Origin of the sequence: Pacificibacter marinus, assembly GCF_018860505.1 — a bacterium.
GTDB lineage: Bacteria > Pseudomonadota > Alphaproteobacteria > Rhodobacterales > Rhodobacteraceae > Celeribacter > Celeribacter marinus_B.
In genome coordinates this window covers 34,776-60,347 of the sequence record NZ_JAHKPU010000024.1, presented here as the reverse complement: position 1 = coordinate 60,347, position 25,572 = coordinate 34,776, and the positions used below count along the sequence as shown (strand labels likewise).

The window sequence follows — 25,572 nt, the reverse complement described above, 5'->3', positions numbered from 1 at the left end:
GCGGTCGTAATGAGTGTAAACCAGACGAATTTCGCCATCGGCAAACATCCCTTCAGCCAAAAAATTATCACGCAAGGCTTGGGTGTCCATACCTTTGGCGTGATCGGGGTGAATGGCGTGGCGGGTTTCGACGTTAAGCTGTGTCATGGATTGCTTTCTATATACATATGCCCCATCGCGTTGGGACATGTCTTTGCAGATGAACTGGACATTCGATCAAAGCCTGTATGCTTTTTTGACCAAGTTATATGTGAGGTCTTGCGCGACCTCATGTGCTTCATTTCGTGAGAGCCGCCCCGTGGCCACCAAAGTGGCAAGGTATCCAGCGTCCACACGGCGAGCGACATCATGGCGCGCAGGGATAGAGCAAAACGCGCGGGTGTCGTCGTTGAACCCGACGGTGTTATAGAACCCAGCGGTTTCCGTGGTGTTTTCACGAAAGCGCTTCATGCCTTCAAAACTGTCGTGGAACCACCAAGGCGGCCCAAGTCGCAGCGCAGGATATACCCCCGCCAAGGGCGCAAGTTCACGGCTTTGCGTGGTCTCATCGAGCATAAACAAGATCACTGTCAGATCACGTTCCATGCCCACAGCATTCAGCAAGGGTTTCAAGTTGTTCACAAATTCTGTTTTGCTCGGAATATCGAACCCTTTGTCGCGCCCAAACTGAGCCAACATAGGCCCAGAATGATTGCGATGTGATCCCGCATGGATTTGCATCGTCAAACCATCATCAAGCGACATACGCGCCATTTCGGTCAGCATATGCCCGCGAAACGCGTCTGCCTCGTCCGCTGTGCATGTGCCACTGAGCGCCTTTTGGAACAACTCATTGGCAACCGAAGCGCTCAAGTTTTCAGTGCGCGCTGTCGGGTGGCCGTGGTCAGACGAGGTAACACGACCGACCTGTTTAAAGTAAGCGCGCCGCGTGCGATGCGCATTCAAATACCCGCCCCAAGTGGTCGTGTCTTCACCTGTCAAAACGCCAAGCTGCATCACATTATCGGTGAACCCTGCAAACTCAGGGTCGATCACATTGTCAGGGCGATAGGCGGAAATAACCGTGCCGTTCCAATCGCTTTCACGGATAGTCTTATGATGTTTCAGGTCATCCAAAGCCATCTCTGTGGTCGACAGCGCCTCAATGTTAAACCGGTCGTACAAGGCCCGCGGTTTAAATGCATCGGTTCGCAAGCAGGCATCGATGTGATCATAAATCTCGTCAGCAGTGTCACGGCTCAGCGGTGTCTCAATGCCAAACACCTCTTGAAAGGCGTGATTGAGCCACATGGATGACGGTGTGCCCCGCAACAAATACAGGTTTTCAGCGAACACCCGCCAAATTTTGCGCGGATCTGGTTCTGTCTCGCCACCATCGACGCGCGGCACACCTAAACTGGCCAGATCAATGCCCTGAGAACAGAACATCCGAAAGACATAATGGTCAGGCGTCACAAACAAACGCGCAGGGTCGGGAAAATTTTCGTTCAACGCAAACCAAGACGGATCTGTGTGCCCATGTGGCGAAATGATCGGCAAGTCCTTAATGCCATCATATATCTCACGACTTAAACCACGAGTGCGGTCTTCCACTGGAAACAAACGATCTGGGTCGAGTAGTGCCATGTGATCCCCCCTAACCCCCAGACCCTTTTGTCACTAAAATAGCTTTTAGCATTCGTGTTGTAGGGGGTGTTCAATTCCTCGATAACCTAATATGCTAGTTGCAAATCCATGTCAACGCAGCTTCATATCGGTACAATCATATGGCCAAATGAAGCATCAACACATGAAACCTCGCACAGATTGACCCTCTGCGCGAAAACCGTAAAAACTGTGGCAACAAACGCAAAGGAGGCACAAGGTGGGACAAGGCCTGAAACTACAAGCGCTAACACAGGAACGCGCGCCTTCTGTCACAGACATCGTTTACGGGCAGCTTTACGATAGCATCGTTGGCCTCGCGATGCCGCCGGGAACAAAGCTGTCCGAAGCGGATGTCGCAAGCCAGTTGGGCGTCTCGCGCCAACCAGTACGCGACGCGTTCTATCGCCTCAGCCAACAGGGGTTCTTACTGATACGCCCCCAACGGGCGACAGTTGTAAGTAAAATTTCGCCAGCCGCAGTCCTCAAAGCCCGCTTTATTCGTACGGCCTTAGAGTTGGAAACAACCTGCGCCGCACTGAAACGAGCCACACCTGAGGATTTTCAGACCCTCGAAGACAACCTTGAGCACCAAAGGCAGGCCATTGAGACAGATCAGCGCGATGTATTTCATGAACTCGACGACGCGTTTCACGCTTTAATTTGCACCATTGCAGGCCATCCAGAAGTCTGGACCCTGATCAAAGACAACAAAGCGCACATGGACCGCGTGCGCTATCTCGCACTGGATAAGAAAAGTTCCACGACAGCTTTCAACGAACATGTTGCGATTTTGGCGGCGATGAAAGCCGATGACAAGCAAACTGTAAACGATCTCATGCGGTCACACCTGAACCGTATCGCAGACACCATCCATACAATTCGGGCCGAACACACCGAGTTTTTCGAAGAGGACGACCATGAAAACTAAGACACTTTTGACCATCGGCGAATGCATGGTCGAAATGGCGCCAGACGGGCATGGAAAATACTCCATGAACTTCGCTGGCGATACGCTCAACACAGCTTGGTACGCCAAACGCTGCCTCAAAGGCCTTGACGACTATGCCGTCGGCTATCTTACAGCGGTGGGCACAGATGGTATTTCCGATCAGATGGTGGATTTTTTCACCACATCCGGCATCGATACAACTCACATCAGCCGCATCCCAGACCGCACAGCCGGCCTTTACACAATCCAGTTGGCCGATGGCGAACGGTCCTTTGCCTATTGGCGCGATAATTCTGCCGCCAAACTCTTGGCAAGCAATTCGGACGCGTTAGATGCGGCCTTTACGGGTGATAAAATCCTGCTGTTCTCCGGTATCACTCTTGCGATTTTGTCGCCAGAGCATCGCCAAAACCTGATCGAAGCGCTCTCACGTGCGCGTGCTCAAGGGGCGCAAGTGGTCTTTGACACCAATATTCGCCCGCGCCTTTGGAAAACGCCAGTCGAGACCAAAGAGTGGCTGTCAAAAGCAGCCCAAATTGCTGACGTCATGTTGCCTTCTTTCGACGAGGAAGAAGAAATGTTCGGGGATGCCAAACCCCAAGACACCGCTCAACGATACCGTGATCTGGGCGCGCACACTGTTATTGTCAAAAACGGCGCGCATGAAATGTACGCTTGGTCGCAAGGCGAAGGGGGCATGTCGATCTCTCCCGACCCAGTGACCCCAGTGGACAGCACTGCGGCGGGCGATAGTTTCAACGCTGGCTATATCACTGCGCGGATGCAAGGCGCTGATCTGGAAGGCGCGTTGAGATCCGGCATGATGCTGTCATCGCAAGTCGTTCAACATCGCGGCGCGCTGATCGCTTTGTAAGCGGCCTTTTCATTGACGGATGAGTACAATCAAAACACCCATACACATCAAGCGTATGGGTGTTTTTGTAACCATTGCACAAAAATCAAAGCTTGGGCGATAAGTTTTCAAAAACGCATCGCGTGGCTTGAAAACGCAAAAACCCGTGCCATAAAACAAATCGATTATAGACCTTAAATCCGACCAATCCGAGACGTCTCAGCGGCGTCACCCCACCACGCGAAAGACGTGGTAGGATGCATTTTAAGTTTAAGAAAAGTCAGCCGGAAGAACCGCAGCAGGAATGTTTTGGTAGCTGATCGGACGCAAGAAGCGACGAATAGACAAAGTCCCGACAGATGTCGCACCAAAGTTTGTCGATGCAGGGTAAGGTCCGCCGTGAACCATCGCATCACAAACTTCAACGCCAGTTGGGAAACCATTCGCCAAAATACGACCGGCTTTGCGCTCAAGGATCGGCAGCAATTTTTGGGCGTCTTGCGCATCTTCATCATCCAGATGAATTGTGCAGGTCAACTGACCTTTCAAGGCTTTCGCAATCACTGCCATTTCGTCCATATCTTTCGCACGAACGATCAAGCCAAGAGGGCCAAACACTTCTTCACCCAGCACTTCGTTTTCCAACCAGTCTTTGCCTGAGGTCACGAACAGATAAGGCGCCGCATCGCGCAAGTCACAGGTTGACGCAATCAATTCTTGCACGCCTTTTGCCGCAGAAATGCTGGCCCCACCCTTGCGGTAAGCGTCAGCAATGCCATCTGTCAGCATTGTTTGAGGTGCAATCGTAGACAAAGCCTTTGTCGCTGTTTCAACAAATGCATCTGCATCTGGGCCATCCAAGATCACGCTGATGCCAGGATTGGTACAGAACTGCCCCGCGCCCATGGTCAAAGAACCGGCCCAGCCTTCAGCAATTTCTGTGCCACGGTTTGACAGAGCATTCGGCATAAAGAACATTGGGTTAACAGATCCAAGCTCACCAAAGAACGGAATGGGCTCAGGGCGTTGAGCACACAAATCGAACAAGGCGCGACCACCACCAAGTGAACCGGTGAAGCCAACGGCCTTGATCAACGGATGCTGAACCAAAGATGTCCCGACATCGCGTTTGCCGCCTTGGATCAGTGAAAATACGCCAGGGTGAATATCGCAGGATTTGATCGCAGCGAGAATGGCTTCGGCAACGATTTCGCCTGTGCCCGGATGCGCAGAGTGACCTTTGACAACGACAGGACAGCCTGCAGCCAAAGCAGCAGCCGTATCGCCACCAGCGGTTGAGAACGCGAGCGGAAAGTTTGATGCGCCGAATACAGCAACAGGGCCGATCGGACGCTGCATCATACGAATTTCAGGACGCGCCATTGGTGCACGATCAGGCAAAGCTTCATCAAAGCGGCGGTCTAGGTAGTCGCCTGCCAAAATGTGGGCTGCAAACAAACGCAACTGGCCTGTTGTGCGGCCACGTTCGCCTTGCAAGCGCGCCTGTGGCAGACCTGTTTCTTCAGAACCGATTTGAGTGATCGCATCAGCGCGCGCTTCCATTTCATCGGCAATCGCGTTCAAAAATTTCGCACGGCTTTCGCGAGAAGAATATCCAAAGCTCCAAAATGCGTCTTCCGCAGCTTGAACAGCTTGATCGACCAAAGCAGGCGTTCCGATGCTAAAGTCATGCGCGTCTCCGGTTGCTGGCTCTGATGTAAAGACAGCATCAGTTCCGATCCATTCGCCGCTGATGAGATGTTTTCCGTGTGGGGTGAACGTCATGAGACAACCTTTCCGCCACCAATCTGGTGTGCGTTTAATTCGCAGGGCACCAAGTGCCCTTAGATAATTTCCAGCTCGGTTCGCGCAAGCAAAAATGGTATACCATCCGCGCAACCAACAGGCATAGTAATTGAACGTCTCGGTCGGAATTGCAACCCAATTGCGTGCAAAATACCTGCCAAAGTTGGCTTTTACCCATGACGTTTAAGCCATCGAAAGACTTGTTATTAGCTCATCTTCAAGATGAGGATGTATCACCAAATCGTGTGAAGCCTGTGCTGCTGATCCTCTGAAAAACAGTAAATTGAACTGTGACAGGACCACCAAATGTAGGATGCACGCCACACACCGCTAAACGGCGCAGCGCGCAAGGATCTCATGTGTAAGGCCCTCACGAGTTAGGCTAAGCCTGATCTGGTCGCGCATATTCCACATAGGCAAAAGCCACCCCATCGGGCGACCATGACGGAACATTAAGGGTGCCCTGCCCGCCATACAGCGACACAATCGTTTCAGGCGCAATATCTTTGCCCTTGAACAAACGCAGCTCGACTTCTTGGCCTTCTGGGTGCCCCTCGACACCCTCAAGGTACGACACATAAACAACTTTATCGCCATCAGGAGAGGGGTGCGGAAACCAATTAACGCGCGCGTCATCCGTCATTTGTTCGACGTCAGAACCATCGACACGCACACGCCACAGATCAGATGACCCATTGCCCGAGCGTTCGGAATTAAACCAAATCCAGTCCCCGTCAGCGGTGAAATCAGGCCCGTCGTAATGATGATCGCCCTCGATCACACAGGTCTCGTCGCCACCTTCAATCGGAATTGTGTAAATGCCAAACATGCCATTTCGCACGGCAGTATAGGTCAATGTTTTACCGTCGGGCGACACACCATGCCACCATGACGGGCTGTTGGGCGTCACACGGTTTGGGTCGGCACCTTCGGTTTCGTCTCCAAGCTTTTGCGTCCAGATCACTGCCCCTTGACCATAGGTATGATCCGAGAAAATCAAGGTCTCGCCATCTGGCGTAACACCGTGATCGTTGTTGAGTTTGATACATAATCCGGTATCGATTTCCCACAGTTCCGGATTTTCAAGATCGACCCAAAACAGACTTCCATCGCCGTTTACGATCAGCGCATCGCCTTCAGGTGCCCAGTTTGGGGCTGCGATATGCATATCTGTTTCCAAGACTGGAAAGGATTTTCCTTCTTCGAAATCATACACCATTAGGCGTGAGGTCCAGCTCATGTAATCATCCTTTAAACGTGACCCACGGGGGCGGTGCGCCGCCTGAGGGCCTACTGCGAGACAGACCGACACGCATAGCGCTTTGGCCCTTTGGTCTCTACCGCATATATGCCAATACGCCCCCTCGTAAAGGACCAGTCTTTGATGACAGTCTTTACTGGACATATTTCACCGGACGAAACGTCATATAAAAACGCGGCCCGATGAACAGGCCGCGCCATAAGGTCTCGATCCGCTTCGCGGGGCTTTAGATCACTTCGCTTCGCCTTTGCCCTCGGATGACAGCGCCCAAAGATTGATCTTTTCCTCGTCCGCATGCTCATCAATGAAAGCAAGCTCTTCAGCAGTGAATTCAAGATTGTTCACCGCAGCCACGCAATCCGTAACCTGAGACGGTTTGGACGCACCGATCAAAGCCGTCGTGATCCCGTTGTTGCGCAGAACCCAAGCGATGGCCATTTGTGCCAAAGTTTGACCGCGCCCAGAGGCCAGCTCATTGAGTTTATTAAGGTTGGCTATCGCGGTGTCAGATACGAATTCAGGCTTCAGAGATTTGCCTTGGGTCGCGCGTGATCCTTCTGGAATACCTTTCAAGTATTTGTTGGTCAGCATGCCCTGCGCCAAAGGCGTAAACGCGATGGACCCGACGCCCAATTCTTGCAATGTGTCCTTCAACCCATCGTGTTCAACCCAGCGGTTGAGCATATTGTAGCTTGGCTGATGAATGACACAGGGCGTACCGAGTTCGTTCAAAATGCGAACTGCTTCGCGGGTGCGATCCGAATTATATGAGGAAATACCAACATATAGCGCCTTACCTTGACGCACGATGCTATCCAACGCGCCCATTGTTTCTTCAAGCGGTGTATCTGGGTCAAAGCGGTGCGAATAGAAAATATCGACGTAATCAACGCCCATACGTTTGAGGGATTGATCGCAAGATGCCATCAGATATTTGCGTGACCCCCATTCACCGTAAGGGCCATCCCACATATAATATCCCGCTTTGCTTGAGATGATCATCTCATCGCGGTAGCCGGCAAAATCAGTTTTAAGAATCTCACCAAAAGCAGTTTCAGCGGCGCCAGGGCGCGGACCATAGTTATTGGCCAAATCAAAATGGGTGATGCCTGCATCAAATGCCGTGTGCAAAATGTCGCGTTTCAATTGATGTGGCGTGTCATCACCAAAGTTGTGCCACAGTCCCAAGGACACTGCGGGCAGTTTCAGCCCTGAATTGCCACATCGGCGATATTTCATGGTCTCATAACGGTTTTCTGCGGGGGTATAAGTCATAGCGTTTTCTCCAATTCACGAGGTGTGCAGCCTGTCTTGATTGCACAGGCCCGAATGCCTTGGTGTAATGATGACCTGAAATGCTAGTATGATCCAGAGTTTTGCACGCACGCCCCTTGAGCAAAATTGTATACCAATTAAGTCAATGCAGTCTCACATCATTATAAGACTGCATGAGCATCACGCGAACTGTCATTATCGCTGAGGGGTGTCTCAAGCGCTTTGATGGCCGCAAATTGTGACAAGAACACCTGCCCTGTCAGAGCTTGCAAAAAATGAGATTTCTGTAAGCGGTCCATCACTGGCCCTTTCACCTCAGACAAATGAAGCGAAATCCCCATATCTTTTAGCCGCAAATTGATCGCTTCAAGACTTTCCAGCGCAGAGTGATCAATCTCGTTCACCGCAGGGCACATCAGCACGATATGTTTGATCTCATCACAATCCGCGACACGGTCATAGATGTAGTCTTCCAAAAACCGAGCATTGGCAAAATACAGGCTTTCATCGACGCGAATGGTCACCACATGCGGCTGCGTTAAAACTTCATGGCGTTTGATGTTGCGAAAATGCTCTGTGCCCGGCACCAAGCCAACTTCGGCGATATGAGGCCGTGATGTCTTGTACAGATGCAGACCGATGGACAAAATCACCCCAGCCGAAACACCTGTTTCGACCCCAATACCAAGCGTCAGCAAAATTGTGGCCAAGACGGCAACAAAATCGGCTTTGCTATAGGCCCAAGTGCCGCGCAGGATTGAAAAATCGACCAAGGACATCACAGCGACAATGATTGTGGCAGCCAAAGTGGCAATGGGCAAAAAATACAAAAGTGGCGTTAAAAACAGTGCAGCCAGCCCAATACCAATAGCGGTAAAGGCACCCGCAGCCGGCGTTTCTGCCCCTGCATCAAAGTTAACGACAGAGCGCGCAAAGCCGCCAGTGACGGGGTAGCCGCCTGACATCGCAGCTGCAATATTAGACGCCCCAAGACCAATCAATTCTTGATCAGGCACGATACGCTGACGTCGTTTGGCGGCCAAGGTTTGCGCCACGGAAACAGATTCAACAAACCCGATGATCGAGATCAACACAGCCGCGCCAAACAGTTGCGACCAAACCTCACCAGAAAACACAGGCAGGGTCAAAGGTGGCAATCCGCGTGGCACGTCACCGACAATTTTCACCCCGTGATCGGCCAAACCAAAGCCGAAAGACACAAGTGTTGTCACAACAACGACAGCCACAGGCCCCGCTTTGGTTGCGATATCCGCCATCCGCGGCGAGACGCCCTTGCCAGTCAAAAACGGCTTCAACCCTTTGCGCACCCAGAACAAAAACGCGACCGCAGCCCCCCCAATGATCAGCGTGATGATATTGATTTGCCCCAAATGGCTTAGGATCGATTGGACCATTTCCAGCAACGTGTGGCCAGAGGCCGTCACCCCCAAAATATGTTTCAACTGCGAGGTCGCAATCAAAATGCCAGAGGCAGTGATGAACCCTGCAATCACTGGGTGGCTTAGGAAATTCGCCAAGAAACCCAACCGGAACAACCCCATAACCAGCAATATCAGACCAGATAAAAACGCCAGAGTGATCGCCGCCATGGCATATTCGGCAGTGCCTTGCAGCGCCATATTGCCAACAGCCGCCGCCGTCATCAGCGACACAACAGCCACAGGCCCGACCGCCAATGCGCGTGACGTGCCAAAAATCGCATAGGCCACGAGAGGCAAAATCGACGCATAAAGCCCCATCTCTGCAGGCAGACCCGCCAATAAAGCATAGGCCAAAGACTGCGGGATGAGCATGATCGTCACGATCAAAGCCGCCATACCGTCATTGAAAAACGTGTCACGGGTATAGCGTGACCCCCAATCGAGAATGGGGAAATATCTACGAAATTTACGAGGGGCAAAAGACACTTGAACGTTCCTTATATGAGTGGCGCTTGGTCCAATAATCCACCAGCCGAGCAGGGAATGGCTCCACCATGACAGAGCAAAACTCACATCCGTTGGCAGATGCCATTGTGCCCTATCCAGTTTGAGCCAAGTGCCGTATTTTCAATATCACAAGCACATTCAAACGCGCGGCGAAGTGATCAAAAACCTGTAATCTGCGCCGCGCGGTGTTAACGACACGCATCTAGGCCACAGATTATTTTCCAGTGAGATAAGCAGCCATACCGCGCAAATCATAGCCCCCATCGGCGGCTTGCGAAATAATATCGCCCGCGTCCAAAAGACCTGCCTGCGACAAGGCCCAAAGGGTGCAAGACCGCGTGCCTGAGCGACAGTAAGCATAGATAGGTCCATCAAGATCGGTCATCACGGCTGTTAGCTCAGACACATTCTCTTCGGTGAACTGACCGGGGTAAATCGGAATATAGCGAAAGTTCAGGCCAGCGGCCTTAGCTGCGGTTTCCATTGCGGTTGATTGCAATACCTCTTCAACTTCCTCATCAGGGCGATTGCAGATCAAGGTTTTAAAACCTTTTTCAACCAAAGTTGTGACTTCAGTTGGTAGAATTTGCCCGCTGACAGTGAGTTGATCGTTGATTTTATTGAAATCCATGAGGCGTACTTTCCATGCTGTAGGGTCTAAACCGCCCTGCCCCTTTGAGGGACAGAACAGGGTGCTGCGCGATTTTGACGGTTTACAGACCGTTCACTGGCACCTTTAAGAAAGTTTTGCCATCCTTATCGGCTGGGGGCAATTCCCCAGCGCGCATATTCACCTGCAAAGACGGAATAATCAGCCGTGGCATGTCCAGTTGAGCGTCGCGTTCCTCGCGGAAGGTAACGAAATCCTCTTTGGTTTTACCTGCACCAACGTGGATATTATGCGCACGCTCGTCGCCCACTGTGGTTTCCCACTCGATATCACGTCCATTTGGCCCGTAATCGTGACACATAAACAGGCGCATATCGTCAGGCAAGGCCAGTACCTTTTGAATACTGTCAAACAAGGTCGCCGCATCCCCACCGGGGAAATCCGCACGCGCTGACCCTCCATCGGGCATAAAGAGCGTATCGCCGGTAAAGGTGGCGTTGCCAACAGTATGCGTCATGCAAGCTGGCGTGTGACCAGGCGTGTGCATGGTGAAACAGTCCAATGTACCGATTTTATAAGTATCACCGTCTTTAAACAGACGATCGAACTGTGACCCGTCGCGTTGAAATTCAGTGCCCTCATTAAACACTTTGCCAAAGACATCTTGGACGATGGTGATATTTTCACCGATGCCAATTTTGCCGCCCAGTTTACCTTGAATATACGGCGCGCCTGACAGGTGATCAGCATGGACATGGGTTTCCAAAAGCCATTCCAGCGTCAGCCCTTCGGCCTCGATATAGGCGATGATCGCATCAGCACTTTCATAGGAAATGCGCCCCGCCGCGTAATCGATATCCATCACACTGTCGACGACAGCGCAAGACTTTGAGTTCGGATCACGCACCACATAAGAAATGGTCCATGTTGCTGGATCAAAAAAGGCTTTCACGTCAGGTATTTGTGACATGTTGACAGGATATTGCAGCGTCATGATATCGTCCTTTATTGTCTTTAAGTCTATTGTCGTTAGGTCGCCGTTTGCGTTGCGCGCATCGCGGACCGTTTCATCAAAAATTTCGCTGCCAAGATGCCCGCGACCAAAGCCGCAAAAAAGATAAAGACATCCGCATCGCCAGTACCAAGGGCTGGCAAAGCGCCACCAGGGCAGAACCCAGCGATGCCCCAACCGATACCAAAGACAGCCGCTCCACCAATCAGGCGCACATCAATCCGACGGCTGGTTGGCACGTTGAAAGTAGGCTCGAACACTGGGGTGTCCCAGCGGCCAAACACAATACGATAGCCGATAAAAGCCGTAATCACAGCTCCGCCCATCACAAAGGCCAAAGATGCGTCCCAAGTGCCAGCCACATCAAAGAAGTTAACAACTTTTGCAGGATTGGCCATGCCGCCCATGGAAATTCCAAGGCCAAACATCAAACCAATCGCATAGGTCAAAACATGTTTCATCTTAGACACCTCCCAAAATATGGCGCACAATGTAGACTGTGAAGCCAGTGGTGATCATAAAAGTAACAGTTGCCGCAATAGACCGCGGACTGAGCCGCGCCATACCGCAGACACCGTGACCAGAGGTGCAGCCAGAGCCGAAAGTGACCCCAAGGCCAACAATAAATCCACCGACGATCAACGCCAGACGCGACACAGGCACATCAACCGCTGGCATAGCGCCCGTGAACAGCATGTACAGCGTTGGCCCCGTGACCATGCCCGCCAATATGGCAGCACGCCACGCCCAGTCGCCTGATCCGTTGGGTTGCAAGAACCCAGCCAAAATACCTGTCGCGCCAAACACTCGTCCCTGAAAGGCCATCAGTAAGACCGCAGAGCCACCAATCAGGATACCCCCGATCAATGATGCCCATGGTGTAAATTCCGTAATCATTGTGCGTTTCCTTGTCAAAGACGTGTTGTGGCACGTCGTATTTGTCCCCTGTCTAAGCCAAGGAACAGGCCGCGTCCGTGAGTTTGTCACATAAGATCGGAAAAATGGAATATGAATGCGGTTTTCTTCATTTCCGCTATGCAAAAAGACACGGTTTGGCACACCGCACGGCTTTTAAAAGCCTAAGGCAGACCAACTCGGAACACGACAAAGTAATGATTTATATGACATCTTGGAAACCCCGCACTAAGATCGAAATCACAATGCAATGTCGCACTCGCAATTGCGACATCCCTAGACCAAAGGGCAGTCACAAATAGGGCGCAACGGCTCGAACAGGTTTACTCGCCTTGAGCATCCGCGCGGGATTTTCCAGACACGTTTTGCGCCAAAGTGGCCGCCATCAAACCGTCCAAATCGCCGTCCAAAACACCTTTGGTGTCAGAGGTTTCAAAGTTCGTGCGCAGGTCTTTGACCATCTGATAAGGCTGCAACACGTAGGACCGGATTTGGTTGCCCCAGCCCGCATCGCCTGCGTTTTCATGGACTTCATTGACCATGGCAGAACGTTTGTCCAACTCGATTTGGTACAGGCGCGATTTCAAAGCTTTCATGGCGATGTCACGGTTTTGGTGTTGTGACTTTTCTGACGACGTCACCACGATGCCCGTTGGCGCGTGCGTGATCCGCACGGCAGAGTCCGTGGTGTTCACGTGCTGCCCACCTGCCCCGGACGACCGGTAGGTGTCGATGCGAATGTCTGATGGGTTCACCTCAATCTCGATATTGTCGTCCACCACAGGGTAGACTTTCACCGATGTAAAAGAGGTGTGGCGCTTGGCTGCACTGTCAAAGGGCGAAATCCGCACAAGACGGTGCACGCCGCTTTCAGATTTCAACCAACCATAGGCATTGTGGCCCGAAATTTTATAAGCGGCAGATTTGATGCCAGCTTCCTCGCCCGCGCTTTCAGATTGCAATTCGACCTTATAGCCTTTTTTCTCGGCCCAACGAATATACATACGCGCCAACATAGATGCCCAGTCACATGACTCTGTGCCGCCAGCGCCAGAATTGATCTCAAGAAAGGTGTCATTGCCGTCCGCTTCACCGTCCAGCAAAGCCTCCAACTCTTTCTCAGCCGCTTTGACTTCAAGCGCTTGTAGAGCTTGTTCGGCGTCGGTGATGACCTCTTGGTCCTCTTCCATTTCGCCAAGTTCGATCATGTCGATGTTGTCTTGCATCTCTTGCGCGATGCTTTTGGCCATATCGACAGCATCCATCAAGGTCTGACGATCCCGCATCAATTTCTGTGCCCGTTCAGGATCATCCCACAGGGTCGGATCTTCGATCATCGCGCCAAATTCTTCCAAGCGATACGGCGCGGTTTCCCAGTCGAGGCGCTGTTTGAGCAACTCGATGGATTTTTCGATCTTCGTAACTGAATTTTGAATCTCGGCGCGCACGTGCATCTACCTTATTATATATAGCCAAAAGGCCACGTCTGAATTGGGAAATACATTTACGAGCGCATCACGCCAGACACAAGGGATTTCCCAACAATCAATGCCGCGCCTGTTCGCAAATGGGTCTGCCGCACCTCATAAAGGTGCGGCAGAATTCAATAAAGCCCGCCAGAGGACAGGGAATTGATGGTCGCTTTTTTGGGCACTTTGATCACCCGACCGGAACCGGTTTGCACGTCACGCGTGCCGCCCGCGTCAGATGCATCAGATGTGTAAAGCGGCAAATCTGACCCCATCGCAAAACCACCATCAAAGGCCAAACCGAACACTGGCTCTTCGCCGTTACGGAAATATTCCGCAACAACATTTGCACCAGAGGCATCATCAGACAAGCGCGCACCGGTGAAGCGGTCAATCTTGATAAAGCGTCCGCCGGGCGGCACGCGGAACTTACCTGAGCCATATTTGGCCACGGCTTTTTGCATGAATTCGTTGAACACAGGGCCACAGAACCCACCACCAGAGGCCCCAGCCATAGCGCGCGGCGTATCATACCCAATGTAGCAACCAGCAACGATGTTCGAGGTAAAGCCAACGAACCAAGCGTCTTTACCATCGTTCGTGGTGCCTGTTTTACCAGCTACAGGTACAGGCAGGTTCACCCGACCTCTAGCTGTGCCGCGGCTGACAACGCCCTGCATCATGGATGTCAATTGATAGGCTGTGATCGCGTTCATCACGCGTTCGCGGTTGGACACAATCGTCGGTGCTACTCCAGCGCTGATGTCAGGCAGATCACATTCTTCACAGATGCGTTGATCATGACGATAGATGGTCTTGCCCCAGCGGTCTTGCACACGGTCCACAAGTGTCGGCTCAACCCGTTCGCCGCCATTGGCAAACATCGCGTAAGCGGCCACCATTTTGAACAGCGTTGTTTCTTCGGCTCCCAAAGACGAGGCCAAATATTGCCCCATGCGATCATAAACGCCGAACCGTTCTGCATAGCTTGCAACCACATCCATACCAACCTCTTGGGCCAAACGGATGGTCATCAAGTTCCGTGATTGTTCGATCCCTGTGCGCAGCGGCGTTGGGCCATAAAAACGACGCGATGCGTTTTTCGGACGCCAAACCCCTTGGGGTGTGTTGATCTCGATCGGCGCATCTACAACAATCGTTGCGGGCGAAAACCCTGAATCAAGAGCGGCGGCATAAACAAAGGGCTTAAACGATGACCCCGGCTGGCGCGTGGCTTGGGTTGCACGGTTAAACACCGAGTTTTGATAAGAAAAACCGCCCTGCATCGCAATCACACGGCCGGTGTTGACGTCCATCGCCATAAAGCCGCCTTGCACTTCGGGCACTTGGCGCAATGTCCAGCGAATGAAATCACCTGTGCCATTGTCACCCGACGTCATGCGACGCACATGAACGATATCGCCACGGGTAAAGTTGTCTTTGAACGACCCTCTGACCCAGCCAATATCATTGCGCGGTACGGTGGCCTCGCCAACGGTTTCAACCATTAGCGTCATGGATTGATCGCCAACTTGATCAACGACCCCCACAAACCATTGACTGTCGAGCGTCACGTCACGAGCCACGCGAACATCGCTCAAAGCCTCTTCCCAAGTCCCGTTGTCCAAAGCTGCGGCATCGATGCTTTTGCCTGTGCCACGCCAGCGCCCCTGTTCACGATCCAGCGTTTCCAAACGACCTTGCAACGCATGCGCCGCTTGGGTTTGCAGTTCAGGATCGATGGTCGCACGAATGGACAAGCCGCCTTCGAAAAATTCATCTGTACCAAAGTTTTTGGATAGTTGGCGACGGATTTCATCGGTGAAGTAATCGCGTGGCGGCAAAGCTTTGCGGTAGCTGTCAAAATCACCATTTTGCACAGATCTGATCGGCTGTGCTTTTGCATGCTCGTATTGCTCTAAAGAAATATGCCCGTTCTCGTACATTTCACGCAGCGCGACATTGTTGCGGCGATCCAAAGCAGCGTCATAATTGTTGACGGGGTGGTAAGAATAAGGGGCTCTGGGCTGAATCGCTAGAAATGCGGCCTCTTCGATATTCAACTCGCTCAAAGATTTGTTGAAATAGGTCTGCGCCGCAGCCGTCACACCAAAAGAGCGCGCCCCCAGATCGATTTCATTCAGATAAAGCGCAAGGATGTCGTCCTTCGACAAGGTTCTTTCAAGGCGCGCAGCCAAGATGATTTCTTTGATCTTACGTTCTGCTGACCTGTCCGAGGACAGCAAAAAGTTTTTCATCACCTGTTGCGTGATGGTCGAGGCCCCACGACAGCGTGCACCCTGAGCACATTGCACGGCGGCTTTGAGAATCCCCAAAGGATCATAGCCCTTGTGGGAATAGAAATTCTTATCCTCGACCGAAATAAACGCATATTTCACCAAATCGGGAATTTCTGCGGCAGGCGTGTACAATCGACGCTCACGCGCGAATTCATCGATGATACGCCCCTCGCCAGAATAAATGCGACTGATGGTTGGCGGCGTATATTGTGCCAAGGCCTCGTGGTCAGGCAAATCACGCCCGTACATCCAAAAGATACCACCAATAACAGCAGCACCCAAGAATGCGGCCGTAGTGATCCACGAAAAGATCGTCCCAATGAAGGAAAAAATAAACCGAGCCAAATTGAGAGCCTTTCTCACCACCGATCACACGAGTCGTTGCTCGTGCCTGCGTCTGCCGTCCTTACTTATACGGGGTCGAGGCGCGGGTCAAAACCAACTGGCGATAATGTGAGCAGAATTGCGCTTCAAATACGGGGAATTATCGGATGACCACCGCAGATCGACACAGATCACGGCGGTATTGCATCTATTGGCGCGTTTTCACCGCGACAGCACGTTCTTCATCTACCCAAGTGACAAGCGCATCACGGATTGCTTGCGCCGTCGTCTGACGCCATTCGACATCGATCAAATTGGCACGATCTTTGGGCGACGATAGAAACCCTAATTCAAGCAATATCGACGGCACATCTGCGGATTTAAGCACAGAAAAACCAGCTTCCATCCGTGGACGTTTGTGCATTTCAATCGACTTTTGCAGCCGTGACACCAAAGCCTCGGCCAAACGATCTGTGCGCGGTACTGTTTCTGTGCGTGCCATATCCAGCAAGACGGATGCGATCACATCATCTTGGTCACTCAAATCGATACCCGCCAACAGATCAGCCCGATCATGACGTTCCGCTAATTTCACAGACGCTTCGTCTGATGCCCGTTCAGCCAGCGTATATACAGTTGCGCCCTCTGCATGGCCTTCGGAAATCGCATCAGCGTGCAGCGATATAAACACGTCAGCGGCCACGGCACGCGCGATAGAAATACGGCTTTCAAGCGGAACAAAGGAATCATCATCACGCGTCAAGACGACTTCAAACCCGCCGGCTCGCACCAAGACATCTCGCAATTCTTGGGCAAAGCTCAGCATCAAATCCGCTTCATGAAGACCATCGCGCACCGCACCGGGGTCGATCCCGCCATGTCCCGGATCAAGCACAACCCGCAAAGGTCCAGTGCCAATCGGCGCACGGGCCACAGGGGCAAGCTCAACAGGATCCCCCGCCAATGCAAATTGTGCCGTTTCAGGCACGCCAGAGCCCGCAGTAAAATCTGCATCGTTTACAGAATCTAAACTGAGCAGCAACGTCGCCCCCGCGTCGGTGCGCAACATCTGCGCCGAGGTTACAGCAATCGGGCTGGACAGATCCAAGACCATGCGCGACCAACCAGGGCGAAAGCCCCCCACTCTGACAGCCATGACAGACGTGGCTTGATCAAAACTGATAGGGTTAAACCCCGTCCAGTCCACTTCAGCAAAATCGATAACCATGCGCAGTGGATCAGTCAGAGTAAAAATGCGATATGGCACGGGCTGGCTCAGAGACAGGTTCAATGTCGCTCCATCACCACGATCCACGACGCGCGCGTCATCGCCGCTCACCTGCGCCAAAGCAACGAAATTGTCTTGCGCGGACAGACTAACCGGCGTGAAAAAACTCCACGCGCCAAACGCCGCTGCGATCAAACAGGTTTTGGGAAACTGCATTTTTACCTCATCTGAACCTTATTTTAGGCTCTTAAAGTGCAGTGTAACTTGCAGGTGGAAAAAATTCTAGCCAAGAAGCACAGAACTTTCGGGCATATTTCATCTCTTACGGCGCGATGTCATAAAGGCGTTGAGGCGTGCGAGCCCTTCAACAATATCCGCCGTGGATCGTGCATAAGAAAACCGTAACGTCTGCGCGCCACGTTGTTTGTCAAAATCCAACCCAGGCGTCACTGCAACACCAGCCTGTTGCAAAATTTCAGCGCAAAAGGCACGGCTGTCCTCCGTCAATTCAGACACATCTGCGTAGATATAAAACGCCCCGTCCGGCGGTGCTATTTTGTCAAAACCCGCTTTGGGCAAGCCATCCAGCATCAGCCTACGATTTTCCGCGTAGACCTGTGTATGCGCATCACATTCCTCACGCGATTGCAGTGCGCCAAGTGCTGCGATTTGGGCCGCATGCGGCGGACATATAAATAGATTTTGCGCCAAACGCTCGATCACCCGCACGTGATCTTCGGGAACAACCATCCAGCCAACACGCCAGCCCGTCATCGAAAAATACTTGGAAAAGGAATTGATCACATAGACATCATCAGAGACTTCCAAGGCCGATACCGCGCGTCCGTCATATTGAATGCCATGATAAATCTCGTCCGAAATAAACGACACGCCTGTGTCTGCGCAGGTTTCTATCAATGCAGCCATGGCACTGCGATCCAGCATCGTGCCCGATGGATTGCCCGGAGAGGCCACGATCAAGCCATCTAGCCCGTTCGGTAGATCACTGGGCACCGGTTGCAATCTATTTTCCAACTTGGACTGAATGCCAACAGGTTCAAGATCAAGCGCGCTCAAAATTTGACGATATGAGGGATACCCCGGTTCGCCCAACCCCACTTTGGCTCCTGCATCAAACAAGGCCGTAAAGGCCAAAACAAACGCGCCCGACGACCCTGAGGTCACGATCACACGCGCAGGATCAAGATCGATACCGTACCAATCTTTGTACAACTCCGCGATGCCTTTTCGCAGATCAGGCAAGCCCAAAGCGACGGTGTAGCCCAAGGGACCTTGCTCCATCTCTTGTGCCAAACGCGCACGCGCCAGTGCTGGCGCCCCCGTTGCGGGCTGCCCCACTTCCATATGAATAATATGGCGCCCCTCAGCTTCGGCGGCGCGGGCGGCCTCCATCACATCCATGACGATAAAGGGGGCAACGGCACTGCGGCGTGAAATTTTCATCTGCGATCACTCTTGAAACGGGCATTTCGCTAGGGATGCCAGCGCAGCCCCAAAAACGCAATGCCATGCCTGACTTTAGGGGTGCGGCATCCCGCCTTTCATAAAACTGTTGGCTGGACGCCGCATTTATCTGTGCTAGACCTAAGGCGACACATTAAAATGGAGAACACCAATGCGTTTCACCCGCCCTCTTTTGACCCTAAGTGTCTGCGCGCTTACGGCTTTGTCTGTGGCGAGTGCCGCTTGGTCCAGCGATCTGACCGATCTGAACGACGCCGACCGTGACGCCTTTCGCGCTGAAGTGCGCGCCTATCTTTTGGACAATCCAGAAGTCTTGATGGAAGCCATTGCCGTGTTGGAACAGCGCAATGCGCAAACGGCCGAAGAAACAGACCGCAATTTGGTTTCAGCAAATGCGGTTGCCTTATTCGAGTCCCCTGCGGATTTGGTTTTGGGCAACCCTGAGGGCGACATCACATTGGTCGAGTTTTTGGACTACCGTTGTAGCTATTGCAAAAGAGCGCATCCTGATGTGTCTGCTTTGCTTGAAAACGACGGCAATATTAAATTGATCGTTAAAGAATTCCCTATTCTGGGCGAAGATTCCATTTTGGCCTCACGCTTTGCCATCGCCACACACTTGGTGGCCGGTGATGAAGCCTACGCGCAGGTGCATGAGGCTTTGATGTCTGGCGGCAACAACGTCTCAGAGGGCAGCTTGAAGCGCCTGTTGCGCGGCACGGATGTCGATGTTGACGCCGTGATGGACCGAATGGAGTCCGATGAGGTCACCCAAATCATCGCACAAAATCATGCATTAGGTCAGGCGATGCAAATCAACGGCACGCCCGCCTTCATCATGGAATCCGAAGTGGTCCGTGGCTATGTGCCCTACGACAGCATGGTCGAAATCGTGGCAGAGCTGCGTGCACAGGGCTAAGGGCCTTAACACATGCGATTTTGAAATGACAAAACCCCGCCAATCAAGCGGGGTTTTTCTTTAGACGACACCCAAGTTTACTCGGCTGCGGCCATGTCTTCTTCGGCCATACGCTTGGCAATTTCAGCCGCCTTTTTTTCAACCTGTTCGACGATATGATCCACCATGTCCTCGTTGGACTGCTTGTGCGATTGCTTGCCTGCCAAATACACCATACCTGATCCAGCGCCGCCGCCTGTCCAACCGACATCGGTCATCAACGCCTCGCCAGGACCATTCACAACACAGCCGATGATAGATAGGCTCATCGGTGTTTTGATATGCTCTAAACGCTTTTCCAAGGTCTCGACGGTTTTGATCACGTCAAATCCTTGACGCGCGCAAGATGGACACGAAATGATGTTCACGCCGCGGTGACGCAAGCCCAAAGATTTCAGGATTTCATAGCCAACTTTGACTTCTTCCACAGGGTCAGCAGATAAAGACACACGGATCGTATCGCCGATACCCATCCACAACAATTGCCCCATTCCGATGGCAGATTTGATCGTGCCGGATGTCAGACCGCCCGCCTCAGTGATGCCCAAATGGATCGGCGCATCTGTCGCCTCGGACAATTGCTGATAGGCGGCAGAAGCCATAAACACGTCAGAGGCTTTCACTGAGATTTTGAATTCGTGAAAGTCATTGTCTTGCAAAATCTTGATGTGATCCATGCCGCTTTCGACCATCGCGTCAGGGCAAGGCTCACCGTATTTATCCAAAAGATGCTTTTCCAAAGACCCCGCGTTCACGCCAATACGGATTGCACATCCATAGTCTTTTGCAGCCTTGATCACGTCTTTCACGCGCTTTTCATCACCGATATTACCGGGATTGATCCGCAGACATGCCACCCCTGCCTCAGCAGCTTCAATAGCTCGTTTGTAGTGAAAATGAATGTCAGCCACGATGGGCACGGGGCTTTCACGGCAGATTTCTTTGAGAGCTTTCGTGGCGCCCTCATCGGGTGCTGAAATGCGCACAATGTCCGCACCCGCATCAGCAGAGCGCAACACCTGATCCAAAGTCGCACGTACATCCGAACTGTCTGTGTTGGTCATAGTCTGAACCGAAATTGGCGCATCGCCGCCAACCGGTACATTGCCCACCATAATCTGGCGGCTGGTCCGACGATAAATATTACGCCACGGACGGATATGGTTCAGGGACATGGGGCACCTTTCGGAACGTTTTGTGTCGTTGCCCTATAGATAGTTTGTGTAAACGTTGGGGGCAATGGGACAAAGCATACAATCGCAGACAGCGCAGTGGGTTTGCCTCGCACAAAAGCATGTTACGGATGAGGCAAACTCAAACGATATTGTGAACAACGATCAAATTATTCTGCGGTGGTGTTTTGAGCCACCTTGAACATCTCAGCAACAAAATCATTGGCCGCAAGATCGACGGCCTCAAAACTGTCTGAGATATCCAGTTCCGACAAAGCGATGTTTTTCACCACAGAACCGGATTCACCTGCAGGGCCATAAGCTTGGCCGTTCAAAGCAAAGTAAACGCCACCGCCATTGCCCGTGCGCAAAAGTGGGGCTTCTTCGGTCGCAGGCAAAATGTAACGTTCACCTGCATCAAGAATTTTTTCCAGTAAAACAGACCCATCGGCAGAGCTGACACGCACCCAAGATGGGCGCACAGCGATCAAAGCCAGTTCTGGCGCGGCCTCTTCCACAACTTGGATCACCGAAGCATCAGGTCCGGCAATCGCAGCAGAGGCCAATTGACGCGACATCGCCTCAAGGCGATCTTCAGCGCTTTCTTCTTGCACCAATGCACCACCGGTGCGCGGATCAAGAGAGGCAATCGGGCCATCACGCGGCACGAGAACCGGTGTGGTCAAAGCTTGTGGACGGTAAAGACGGTCAAGCGCCTCGGATGAGGGGGTAGAAACCCCTACGCTTTCATCCAACCCCGCAACAACAACTGAGGTCTCAGAAAGTGTTGTGGTTTCAGAAGCCACACCTGGCGCTTGATCAACAGGCGCAAGTTGCACTTTTTGAATTTCTTGCAAAACAGACCAGCCGCCATAGCCAATCACCCCAACAAGGGCGAGCAAAACAGCAGTAGATCCAATCGCACTGGGTTCGATACGCGCAAAAAAGCTTTCACCACGGGGGACGAAAGAAGCGTTCGGATCAGCATAAGGATCGTCGGATTTGCGCTTTGACGTCGACAATGCCATCGCCGACGGCTTGCGTGCAGAAGAGGCTGCGGGCGACATGCCATGCGCCACAGCGAAACCGCTTTCAGCGCTGAAACGGGCGAAAGCCCACTCAGGATCAAGGTCAAGATAGCGCGCATAAGAGCGTACATATCCCGCGATAAAGCCTTGGGTTTCAAAAACAGAAGGATCGGCGTTTTCAATCGCCGCAACATAAGTCGCTTTGATTTTCAATTCGCGTTGGACATCAAGAAGCGATTTGCCAAGTGTTGCACGTTCCCCGCGCATGACGTCACCAAGCTTGAGCTCGAAGTCGTCAAAACCGCGTGGCTGCTGTTCTTCCTCGACTGGTGGTTTACTCCACCGCCCCAACATCCGCATACCTAGATTGCCCCAATTCGATTTAGCGATTCGTTCGCTATATCTGTATTTAATTAGCATATGGTCAAAGGCAGCGCACAGAGTGAAAAATGGTTAACCAGCCAATTCGGCACGATTCAGCGCACAATGGGACCACAGATCATCTAATGCGTGTATCAAAGTGTCCATTTCCCGTGCGCCATGAACCGGAGAGGGTGTAAAGCGCAAGCGCTCTGTGCCACGGGGCACAGTTGGGTAGTTGATCGGTTGGACGTAGATACCAAAGCCTTCAAGCATCATATCGGACATCAGCTTTGTGTGTTTAGGGTCACCAACAATCAGCGGCACAATATGGCTACCATGATCGACGATAGGCAAGCCAAGGCCTTTGAGACGCAATTTCAGGATTGCGGCTTGTGTTTGATGCTGTGCGCGCAAGGCCTGATCTGTTTTGAGATGGGCGATAGAGGCCGCAGCGCCCGCCACGACGGCAGGGGGCAGTGAAGTAGTGAAAATAAACCCAGGCGCATAAGACCGCACAGCGTCACACATCTTGGCAGAAGCCGCGATGTAGCCACCAAAGACGCCAACCGCTTTGCCAAGCGTCCCGTTGATAATATCAAGACGATCCAGCAGGCCGTCACGTTCCGCAACCCCTGCTCCACGCGCGCCGTACATGCCAACGGCATGCACTTCGTCGATGTAGGTCAGCGCGTTGAATTCATCGGCCAGATCACAGATCGCTTCGATTGGCCCAAAATCGCCATCCATAGAATAAACAGATTCGAATGCGATTAATTTTGGCACGTTAGGGTCGTCGGCTTGCAGCAGCTCACGCAGGTGTTCAACATCATTGTGACGGAACACGCGTTTTGCACCACCGTTGCGGCGCACGCCTTCGATCATGGAGGCATGATTGAGCGCATCAGAATAAATAATCAGACCTGGGAAAAGTTTCGGCAAAGTCGACAGTGTCGCGTCATTGGCTATGTAGGCGGATGAGAACACCAAGGCCGCTTCTTTTTGATGCCAATCGGCCAATTCGGCCTCAAGGCGTTTGTGATAAACAGTTGTGCCAGAAATATTGCGTGTGCCGCCAGAGCCCGCACCCGTCGCATCCACCGCTTCTTTCATCGCCTCAAGAACAACGGGGTGTTGCCCCATGCCCAGATAATCATTGCCGCACCAAACGGTGACAGGCTGTTTTGTGCCGTCAGGCTTGTTCCATACAGCATGCGGGAAATTCCCACGCTCGCGCTCGATATCAATGAAGGTCCTGTAACGATCTTCGTCATGCAGGCGCTGAAGCGCATCATCGAGCTGTGCTGTATAGTTCACGGGTCGTCCTCTCATTCGGTCTTTCATCGCTTTTGACAGCGGTGGATGCTTAACTTGCAAAACATATTCAATAAACGCAAGATATTTAAGCAGTCAGGTCAGCGGTTATATAAGCGCCCTTTGGTGTAGCTTCTAGCAAATACATTTAGGAATGATCTATATCAAACTGCCCCCCGCGACTGGACACCGCAGTTTGGCGCGGTAAGTTGTGGCGAAACCTCCCCTTTGACCAAAGCGAGTCCCCTCCATGACCACACGCCTGTCTCCCGTTTTGTCGCGTATTGACGCAGACCTTCCCACGTCTATGGATCGCCTTTTGGACCTCATGCGTCTGAAATCTATTTCAACTGATCCGGCTTATAAAGAAGACTGTGCTGCTGCGGCGGATTGGCTTGTCGCGGATCTGTCCTCGATCGGCGTCGATGCAAAAATCTATACCACGCCAGGCCACCCTATGGTGATGGGGCATGTCGACGGGCCTGACAATTCAGACGCACCACACTTGGTGTTCTATGGCCACTATGATGTTCAACCCATTGACCCTATTGATCTTTGGGACGCTGATCCTTTTGATCCACAAATCGAAGACACAGCCAAAGGACAGGTAATTCGCGGGCGCGGGTCGTCTGATGACAAAGGCCAGTTGATGACCTTTATCGAGGCCTGCCGCGCTTGGAAAGCCGAACATGGCGAACTGCCTTGCGAAATCACATTCTTCTTTGAGGGCGAAGAAGAAAGCGGGTCACCGTCATTGGTGCCCTTCATGGAAGAGCATAAAGACAAGCTGAAAGGCGATGTGGCCTTGATTTGCGATACAGGTCTCTTCGGCCACGACACGCCTGCGATTGTCACCATGCTGCGCGGTTTGATGAGCGACGAGATCACCATCACCGCCGCCAATAAAGACCTGCATTCTGGGATGTTTGGCGGTATCGCCCGCAATCCAATTCGGGTTCTCAACAAGATTCTTGCCGGACTGCATGACGACTCAGGTCGTGTCACCCTGCCCGGCTTCTATGATGGCGTGCCAGAGTTATCCGATGAATTGCGCAGCCAATGGGACGCCCTCGCGTTTAACGCAGAGGCATTCTTGGGAGAGGTTGGACTGCAAACCCCTGCTGGCGAAGACGGTAAAACAGGACTGCAAATGATCTGGTCCGAGCCCACGCTGGAATTCAACGGCATCAATGGTGGCTATACAGGCAAAGGGTTCAAAACAGTGTTGCCGTCACAAGCCTCGGTCAAGTTGTCAGCGCGTTTGGTGGGCGATCAAGACCCTCACAAAATTCGTGCAGCACTTTATGACTACGTGCGCGCCAACCTGCCAGACGATTGCACGGTAGACTTTAATCCGCATGGTTCCTCAAAAGCCTCGACCATGGCGACAGACCATCCCGCATTCGAGAAAGCCCGCGCAGCCTTGTCTGATGAATGGCCGAATGAAGCGGCGTTTGTTGGCTGTGGCGGCTCCATTCCCATCGCCGGTCACTTCAAACGGATCGTGGGTGTTGATGCGATGTTGGCAGGCTTTGGCCGCGATGACGATCAAATCCATTCGCCGAATGAAAAATACGACGTGGAAAGTTTTCACAAAGGCATTCGGTCGTGGGCCCGCATCTTGGATGCCGTATCAAAGGACTAAATTCTAAATACG

At 52.3% G+C, this 25,572-nt stretch carries 20 protein-coding genes; 4 read left to right on the top strand and 16 right to left on the bottom strand.

Annotated elements, in window-relative coordinates:
* Positions 1-216 precede the first annotated feature (216 nt).
* Positions 217-1,626, bottom strand: coding sequence for a glucuronate isomerase (gene uxaC, locus KO503_RS09465; protein WP_215991310.1), 1,410 nt, complete (start codon positions 1,624-1,626; stop codon positions 217-219).
* 238 nt (positions 1,627-1,864) lie between these two features.
* Between uxaC and KO503_RS09460 the strand changes: the two genes are divergently transcribed.
* On the top strand, positions 1,865-2,575 hold the full coding sequence (locus KO503_RS09460) for a GntR family transcriptional regulator (protein ID WP_303506732.1): 711 nt from the start codon (positions 1,865-1,867) through the stop codon (positions 2,573-2,575).
* A complete protein-coding gene (locus KO503_RS09455; RefSeq protein WP_215991309.1) occupies positions 2,565-3,470 on the top strand; it encodes a sugar kinase in 906 nt (301 codons plus the stop codon). Before KO503_RS09460 ends, KO503_RS09455 begins: the two co-directional genes overlap by 11 nt.
* Before the next feature lie 249 nt (positions 3,471-3,719).
* Here KO503_RS09455 and KO503_RS09450 read toward each other — a convergent pair whose 3' ends face one another.
* The 12 genes from KO503_RS09450 to KO503_RS09395 all read right to left on the bottom strand — a co-directional run bounded on the left by KO503_RS09450 (position 3,720) and on the right by KO503_RS09395 (position 19,062).
* Positions 3,720-5,234, bottom strand: a complete 1,515-nt coding sequence (locus tag KO503_RS09450; RefSeq protein WP_215991308.1) for an aldehyde dehydrogenase (NADP(+)) — start codon at positions 5,232-5,234, stop codon at positions 3,720-3,722.
* Between the two features lie 403 nt (positions 5,235-5,637).
* Positions 5,638-6,495 carry a TolB family protein gene (locus KO503_RS09445; protein ID WP_252731018.1) on the bottom strand — a complete coding sequence of 286 codons (858 nt, stop codon included), beginning with the start codon at positions 6,493-6,495 and terminating at the stop codon, positions 5,638-5,640.
* 252 nt (positions 6,496-6,747) lie between these two features.
* Positions 6,748-7,791 carry an L-glyceraldehyde 3-phosphate reductase gene (gene mgrA / locus KO503_RS09440; RefSeq protein WP_215991307.1) on the bottom strand — a complete coding sequence of 348 codons (1,044 nt, stop codon included), beginning with the start codon at positions 7,789-7,791 and terminating at the stop codon, positions 6,748-6,750.
* Between the two features lie 161 nt (positions 7,792-7,952).
* On the bottom strand, positions 7,953-9,719 hold the full coding sequence (locus KO503_RS09435) for a SulP family inorganic anion transporter (RefSeq protein WP_215991306.1): 1,767 nt from the start codon (positions 9,717-9,719) through the stop codon (positions 7,953-7,955).
* A 235-nt stretch (positions 9,720-9,954) separates the two neighbouring features.
* On the bottom strand, positions 9,955-10,371 hold the full coding sequence (locus tag KO503_RS09430; RefSeq protein WP_215991305.1) for a TIGR01244 family sulfur transferase: 417 nt from the start codon (positions 10,369-10,371) through the stop codon (positions 9,955-9,957).
* An 82-nt stretch (positions 10,372-10,453) separates the two neighbouring features.
* On the bottom strand, positions 10,454-11,344 hold the full coding sequence (locus KO503_RS09425) for an MBL fold metallo-hydrolase (protein ID WP_215991304.1): 891 nt from the start codon (positions 11,342-11,344) through the stop codon (positions 10,454-10,456).
* A 35-nt stretch (positions 11,345-11,379) separates the two neighbouring features.
* A complete protein-coding gene (locus KO503_RS09420) occupies positions 11,380-11,823 on the bottom strand; it encodes a DUF6691 family protein (RefSeq protein ID WP_215991303.1) in 444 nt (147 codons plus the stop codon).
* A gap of 1 nt (position 11,824) precedes the next feature.
* The gene (locus KO503_RS09415) at positions 11,825-12,259 is read right to left on the bottom strand and encodes a YeeE/YedE family protein (RefSeq protein WP_215991302.1); all 435 of its coding nucleotides are present in this window, start codon (positions 12,257-12,259) and stop codon (positions 11,825-11,827) included.
* A 341-nt stretch (positions 12,260-12,600) separates the two neighbouring features.
* Positions 12,601-13,725 carry a peptide chain release factor 2 gene (gene prfB, locus KO503_RS09410; RefSeq protein ID WP_215991301.1) on the bottom strand — a complete coding sequence of 375 codons (1,125 nt, stop codon included), beginning with the start codon at positions 13,723-13,725 and terminating at the stop codon, positions 12,601-12,603.
* A 155-nt stretch (positions 13,726-13,880) separates the two neighbouring features.
* Positions 13,881-16,391 carry a penicillin-binding protein 1A gene (locus tag KO503_RS09405; protein WP_215991300.1) on the bottom strand — a complete coding sequence of 837 codons (2,511 nt, stop codon included), beginning with the start codon at positions 16,389-16,391 and terminating at the stop codon, positions 13,881-13,883.
* Between the two features lie 187 nt (positions 16,392-16,578).
* Positions 16,579-17,814, bottom strand: a complete 1,236-nt coding sequence (locus KO503_RS09400; RefSeq protein WP_215991299.1) for an N-acetylmuramoyl-L-alanine amidase — start codon at positions 17,812-17,814, stop codon at positions 16,579-16,581.
* A gap of 99 nt (positions 17,815-17,913) precedes the next feature.
* The gene (locus tag KO503_RS09395; protein WP_215991298.1) at positions 17,914-19,062 is read right to left on the bottom strand and encodes a pyridoxal phosphate-dependent aminotransferase; all 1,149 of its coding nucleotides are present in this window, start codon (positions 19,060-19,062) and stop codon (positions 17,914-17,916) included.
* Positions 19,063-19,234: 172 nt separating this feature from the next.
* On the opposite strand from KO503_RS09395, the gene KO503_RS09390 reads away from it, so the two are divergent.
* Positions 19,235-20,002, top strand: a complete 768-nt coding sequence (locus tag KO503_RS09390) for a DsbA family protein (RefSeq protein WP_215991297.1) — start codon at positions 19,235-19,237, stop codon at positions 20,000-20,002.
* A gap of 77 nt (positions 20,003-20,079) precedes the next feature.
* Here KO503_RS09390 and ispG read toward each other — a convergent pair whose 3' ends face one another.
* The 3 genes from ispG to hemA form a co-directional block, all read right to left on the bottom strand.
* Positions 20,080-21,216, bottom strand: a complete 1,137-nt coding sequence (ispG, locus tag KO503_RS09385; RefSeq protein WP_215991296.1) for a flavodoxin-dependent (E)-4-hydroxy-3-methylbut-2-enyl-diphosphate synthase — start codon at positions 21,214-21,216, stop codon at positions 20,080-20,082.
* A gap of 167 nt (positions 21,217-21,383) precedes the next feature.
* Complete coding sequence (locus KO503_RS09380) at positions 21,384-22,595, bottom strand: helix-turn-helix domain-containing protein (RefSeq protein ID WP_215991312.1); 1,212 nt, start codon at positions 22,593-22,595, stop codon at positions 21,384-21,386.
* A 99-nt stretch (positions 22,596-22,694) separates the two neighbouring features.
* Positions 22,695-23,918 carry a 5-aminolevulinate synthase gene (hemA, locus tag KO503_RS09375; RefSeq protein WP_303506719.1) on the bottom strand — a complete coding sequence of 408 codons (1,224 nt, stop codon included), beginning with the start codon at positions 23,916-23,918 and terminating at the stop codon, positions 22,695-22,697.
* 247 nt (positions 23,919-24,165) lie between these two features.
* On the opposite strand from hemA, the gene KO503_RS09370 reads away from it, so the two are divergent.
* Positions 24,166-25,560 carry a M20/M25/M40 family metallo-hydrolase gene (locus tag KO503_RS09370; protein ID WP_215991294.1) on the top strand — a complete coding sequence of 465 codons (1,395 nt, stop codon included), beginning with the start codon at positions 24,166-24,168 and terminating at the stop codon, positions 25,558-25,560.
* Positions 25,561-25,572 lie beyond the last annotated feature (12 nt).

Bases quoted from the DNA above. Each gene is read 5' to 3' on its own strand.
- uxaC (WP_215991310.1), bottom strand. From the start codon at position 1,626: ATGGCACTACTCGACCCAGATCGTTTGTTTCCAGTGGAAGACCGCACT.
- KO503_RS09455 (WP_215991309.1), top strand. From the start codon at position 2,565: ATGAAAACTAAGACACTTTTGACCATCGGCGAATGCATGGTCGAAATG.
- KO503_RS09450 (WP_215991308.1), bottom strand. From the start codon at position 5,234: ATGACGTTCACCCCACACGGAAAACATCTCATCAGCGGCGAATGGATC.
- KO503_RS09445 (WP_252731018.1), bottom strand. From the start codon at position 6,495: ATGAGCTGGACCTCACGCCTAATGGTGTATGATTTCGAAGAAGGAAAA.
- mgrA (WP_215991307.1), bottom strand. From the start codon at position 7,791: ATGACTTATACCCCCGCAGAAAACCGTTATGAGACCATGAAATATCGC.
- KO503_RS09430 (WP_215991305.1), bottom strand. From the start codon at position 10,371: ATGGATTTCAATAAAATCAACGATCAACTCACTGTCAGCGGGCAAATT.
- KO503_RS09425 (WP_215991304.1), bottom strand. From the start codon at position 11,344: ATGACGCTGCAATATCCTGTCAACATGTCACAAATACCTGACGTGAAA.
- KO503_RS09420 (WP_215991303.1), bottom strand. From the start codon at position 11,823: ATGAAACATGTTTTGACCTATGCGATTGGTTTGATGTTTGGCCTTGGA.
- KO503_RS09415 (WP_215991302.1), bottom strand. From the start codon at position 12,259: ATGATTACGGAATTTACACCATGGGCATCATTGATCGGGGGTATCCTG.
- KO503_RS09400 (WP_215991299.1), bottom strand. From the start codon at position 17,814: ATGCAGTTTCCCAAAACCTGTTTGATCGCAGCGGCGTTTGGCGCGTGG.
- KO503_RS09395 (WP_215991298.1), bottom strand. From the start codon at position 19,062: ATGAAAATTTCACGCCGCAGTGCCGTTGCCCCCTTTATCGTCATGGAT.
- KO503_RS09390 (WP_215991297.1), top strand. From the start codon at position 19,235: ATGCGTTTCACCCGCCCTCTTTTGACCCTAAGTGTCTGCGCGCTTACG.
- ispG (WP_215991296.1), bottom strand. From the start codon at position 21,216: ATGTCCCTGAACCATATCCGTCCGTGGCGTAATATTTATCGTCGGACC.
- KO503_RS09380 (WP_215991312.1), bottom strand. From the start codon at position 22,595: ATGTTGGGGCGGTGGAGTAAACCACCAGTCGAGGAAGAACAGCAGCCA.
- KO503_RS09370 (WP_215991294.1), top strand. From the start codon at position 24,166: ATGACCACACGCCTGTCTCCCGTTTTGTCGCGTATTGACGCAGACCTT.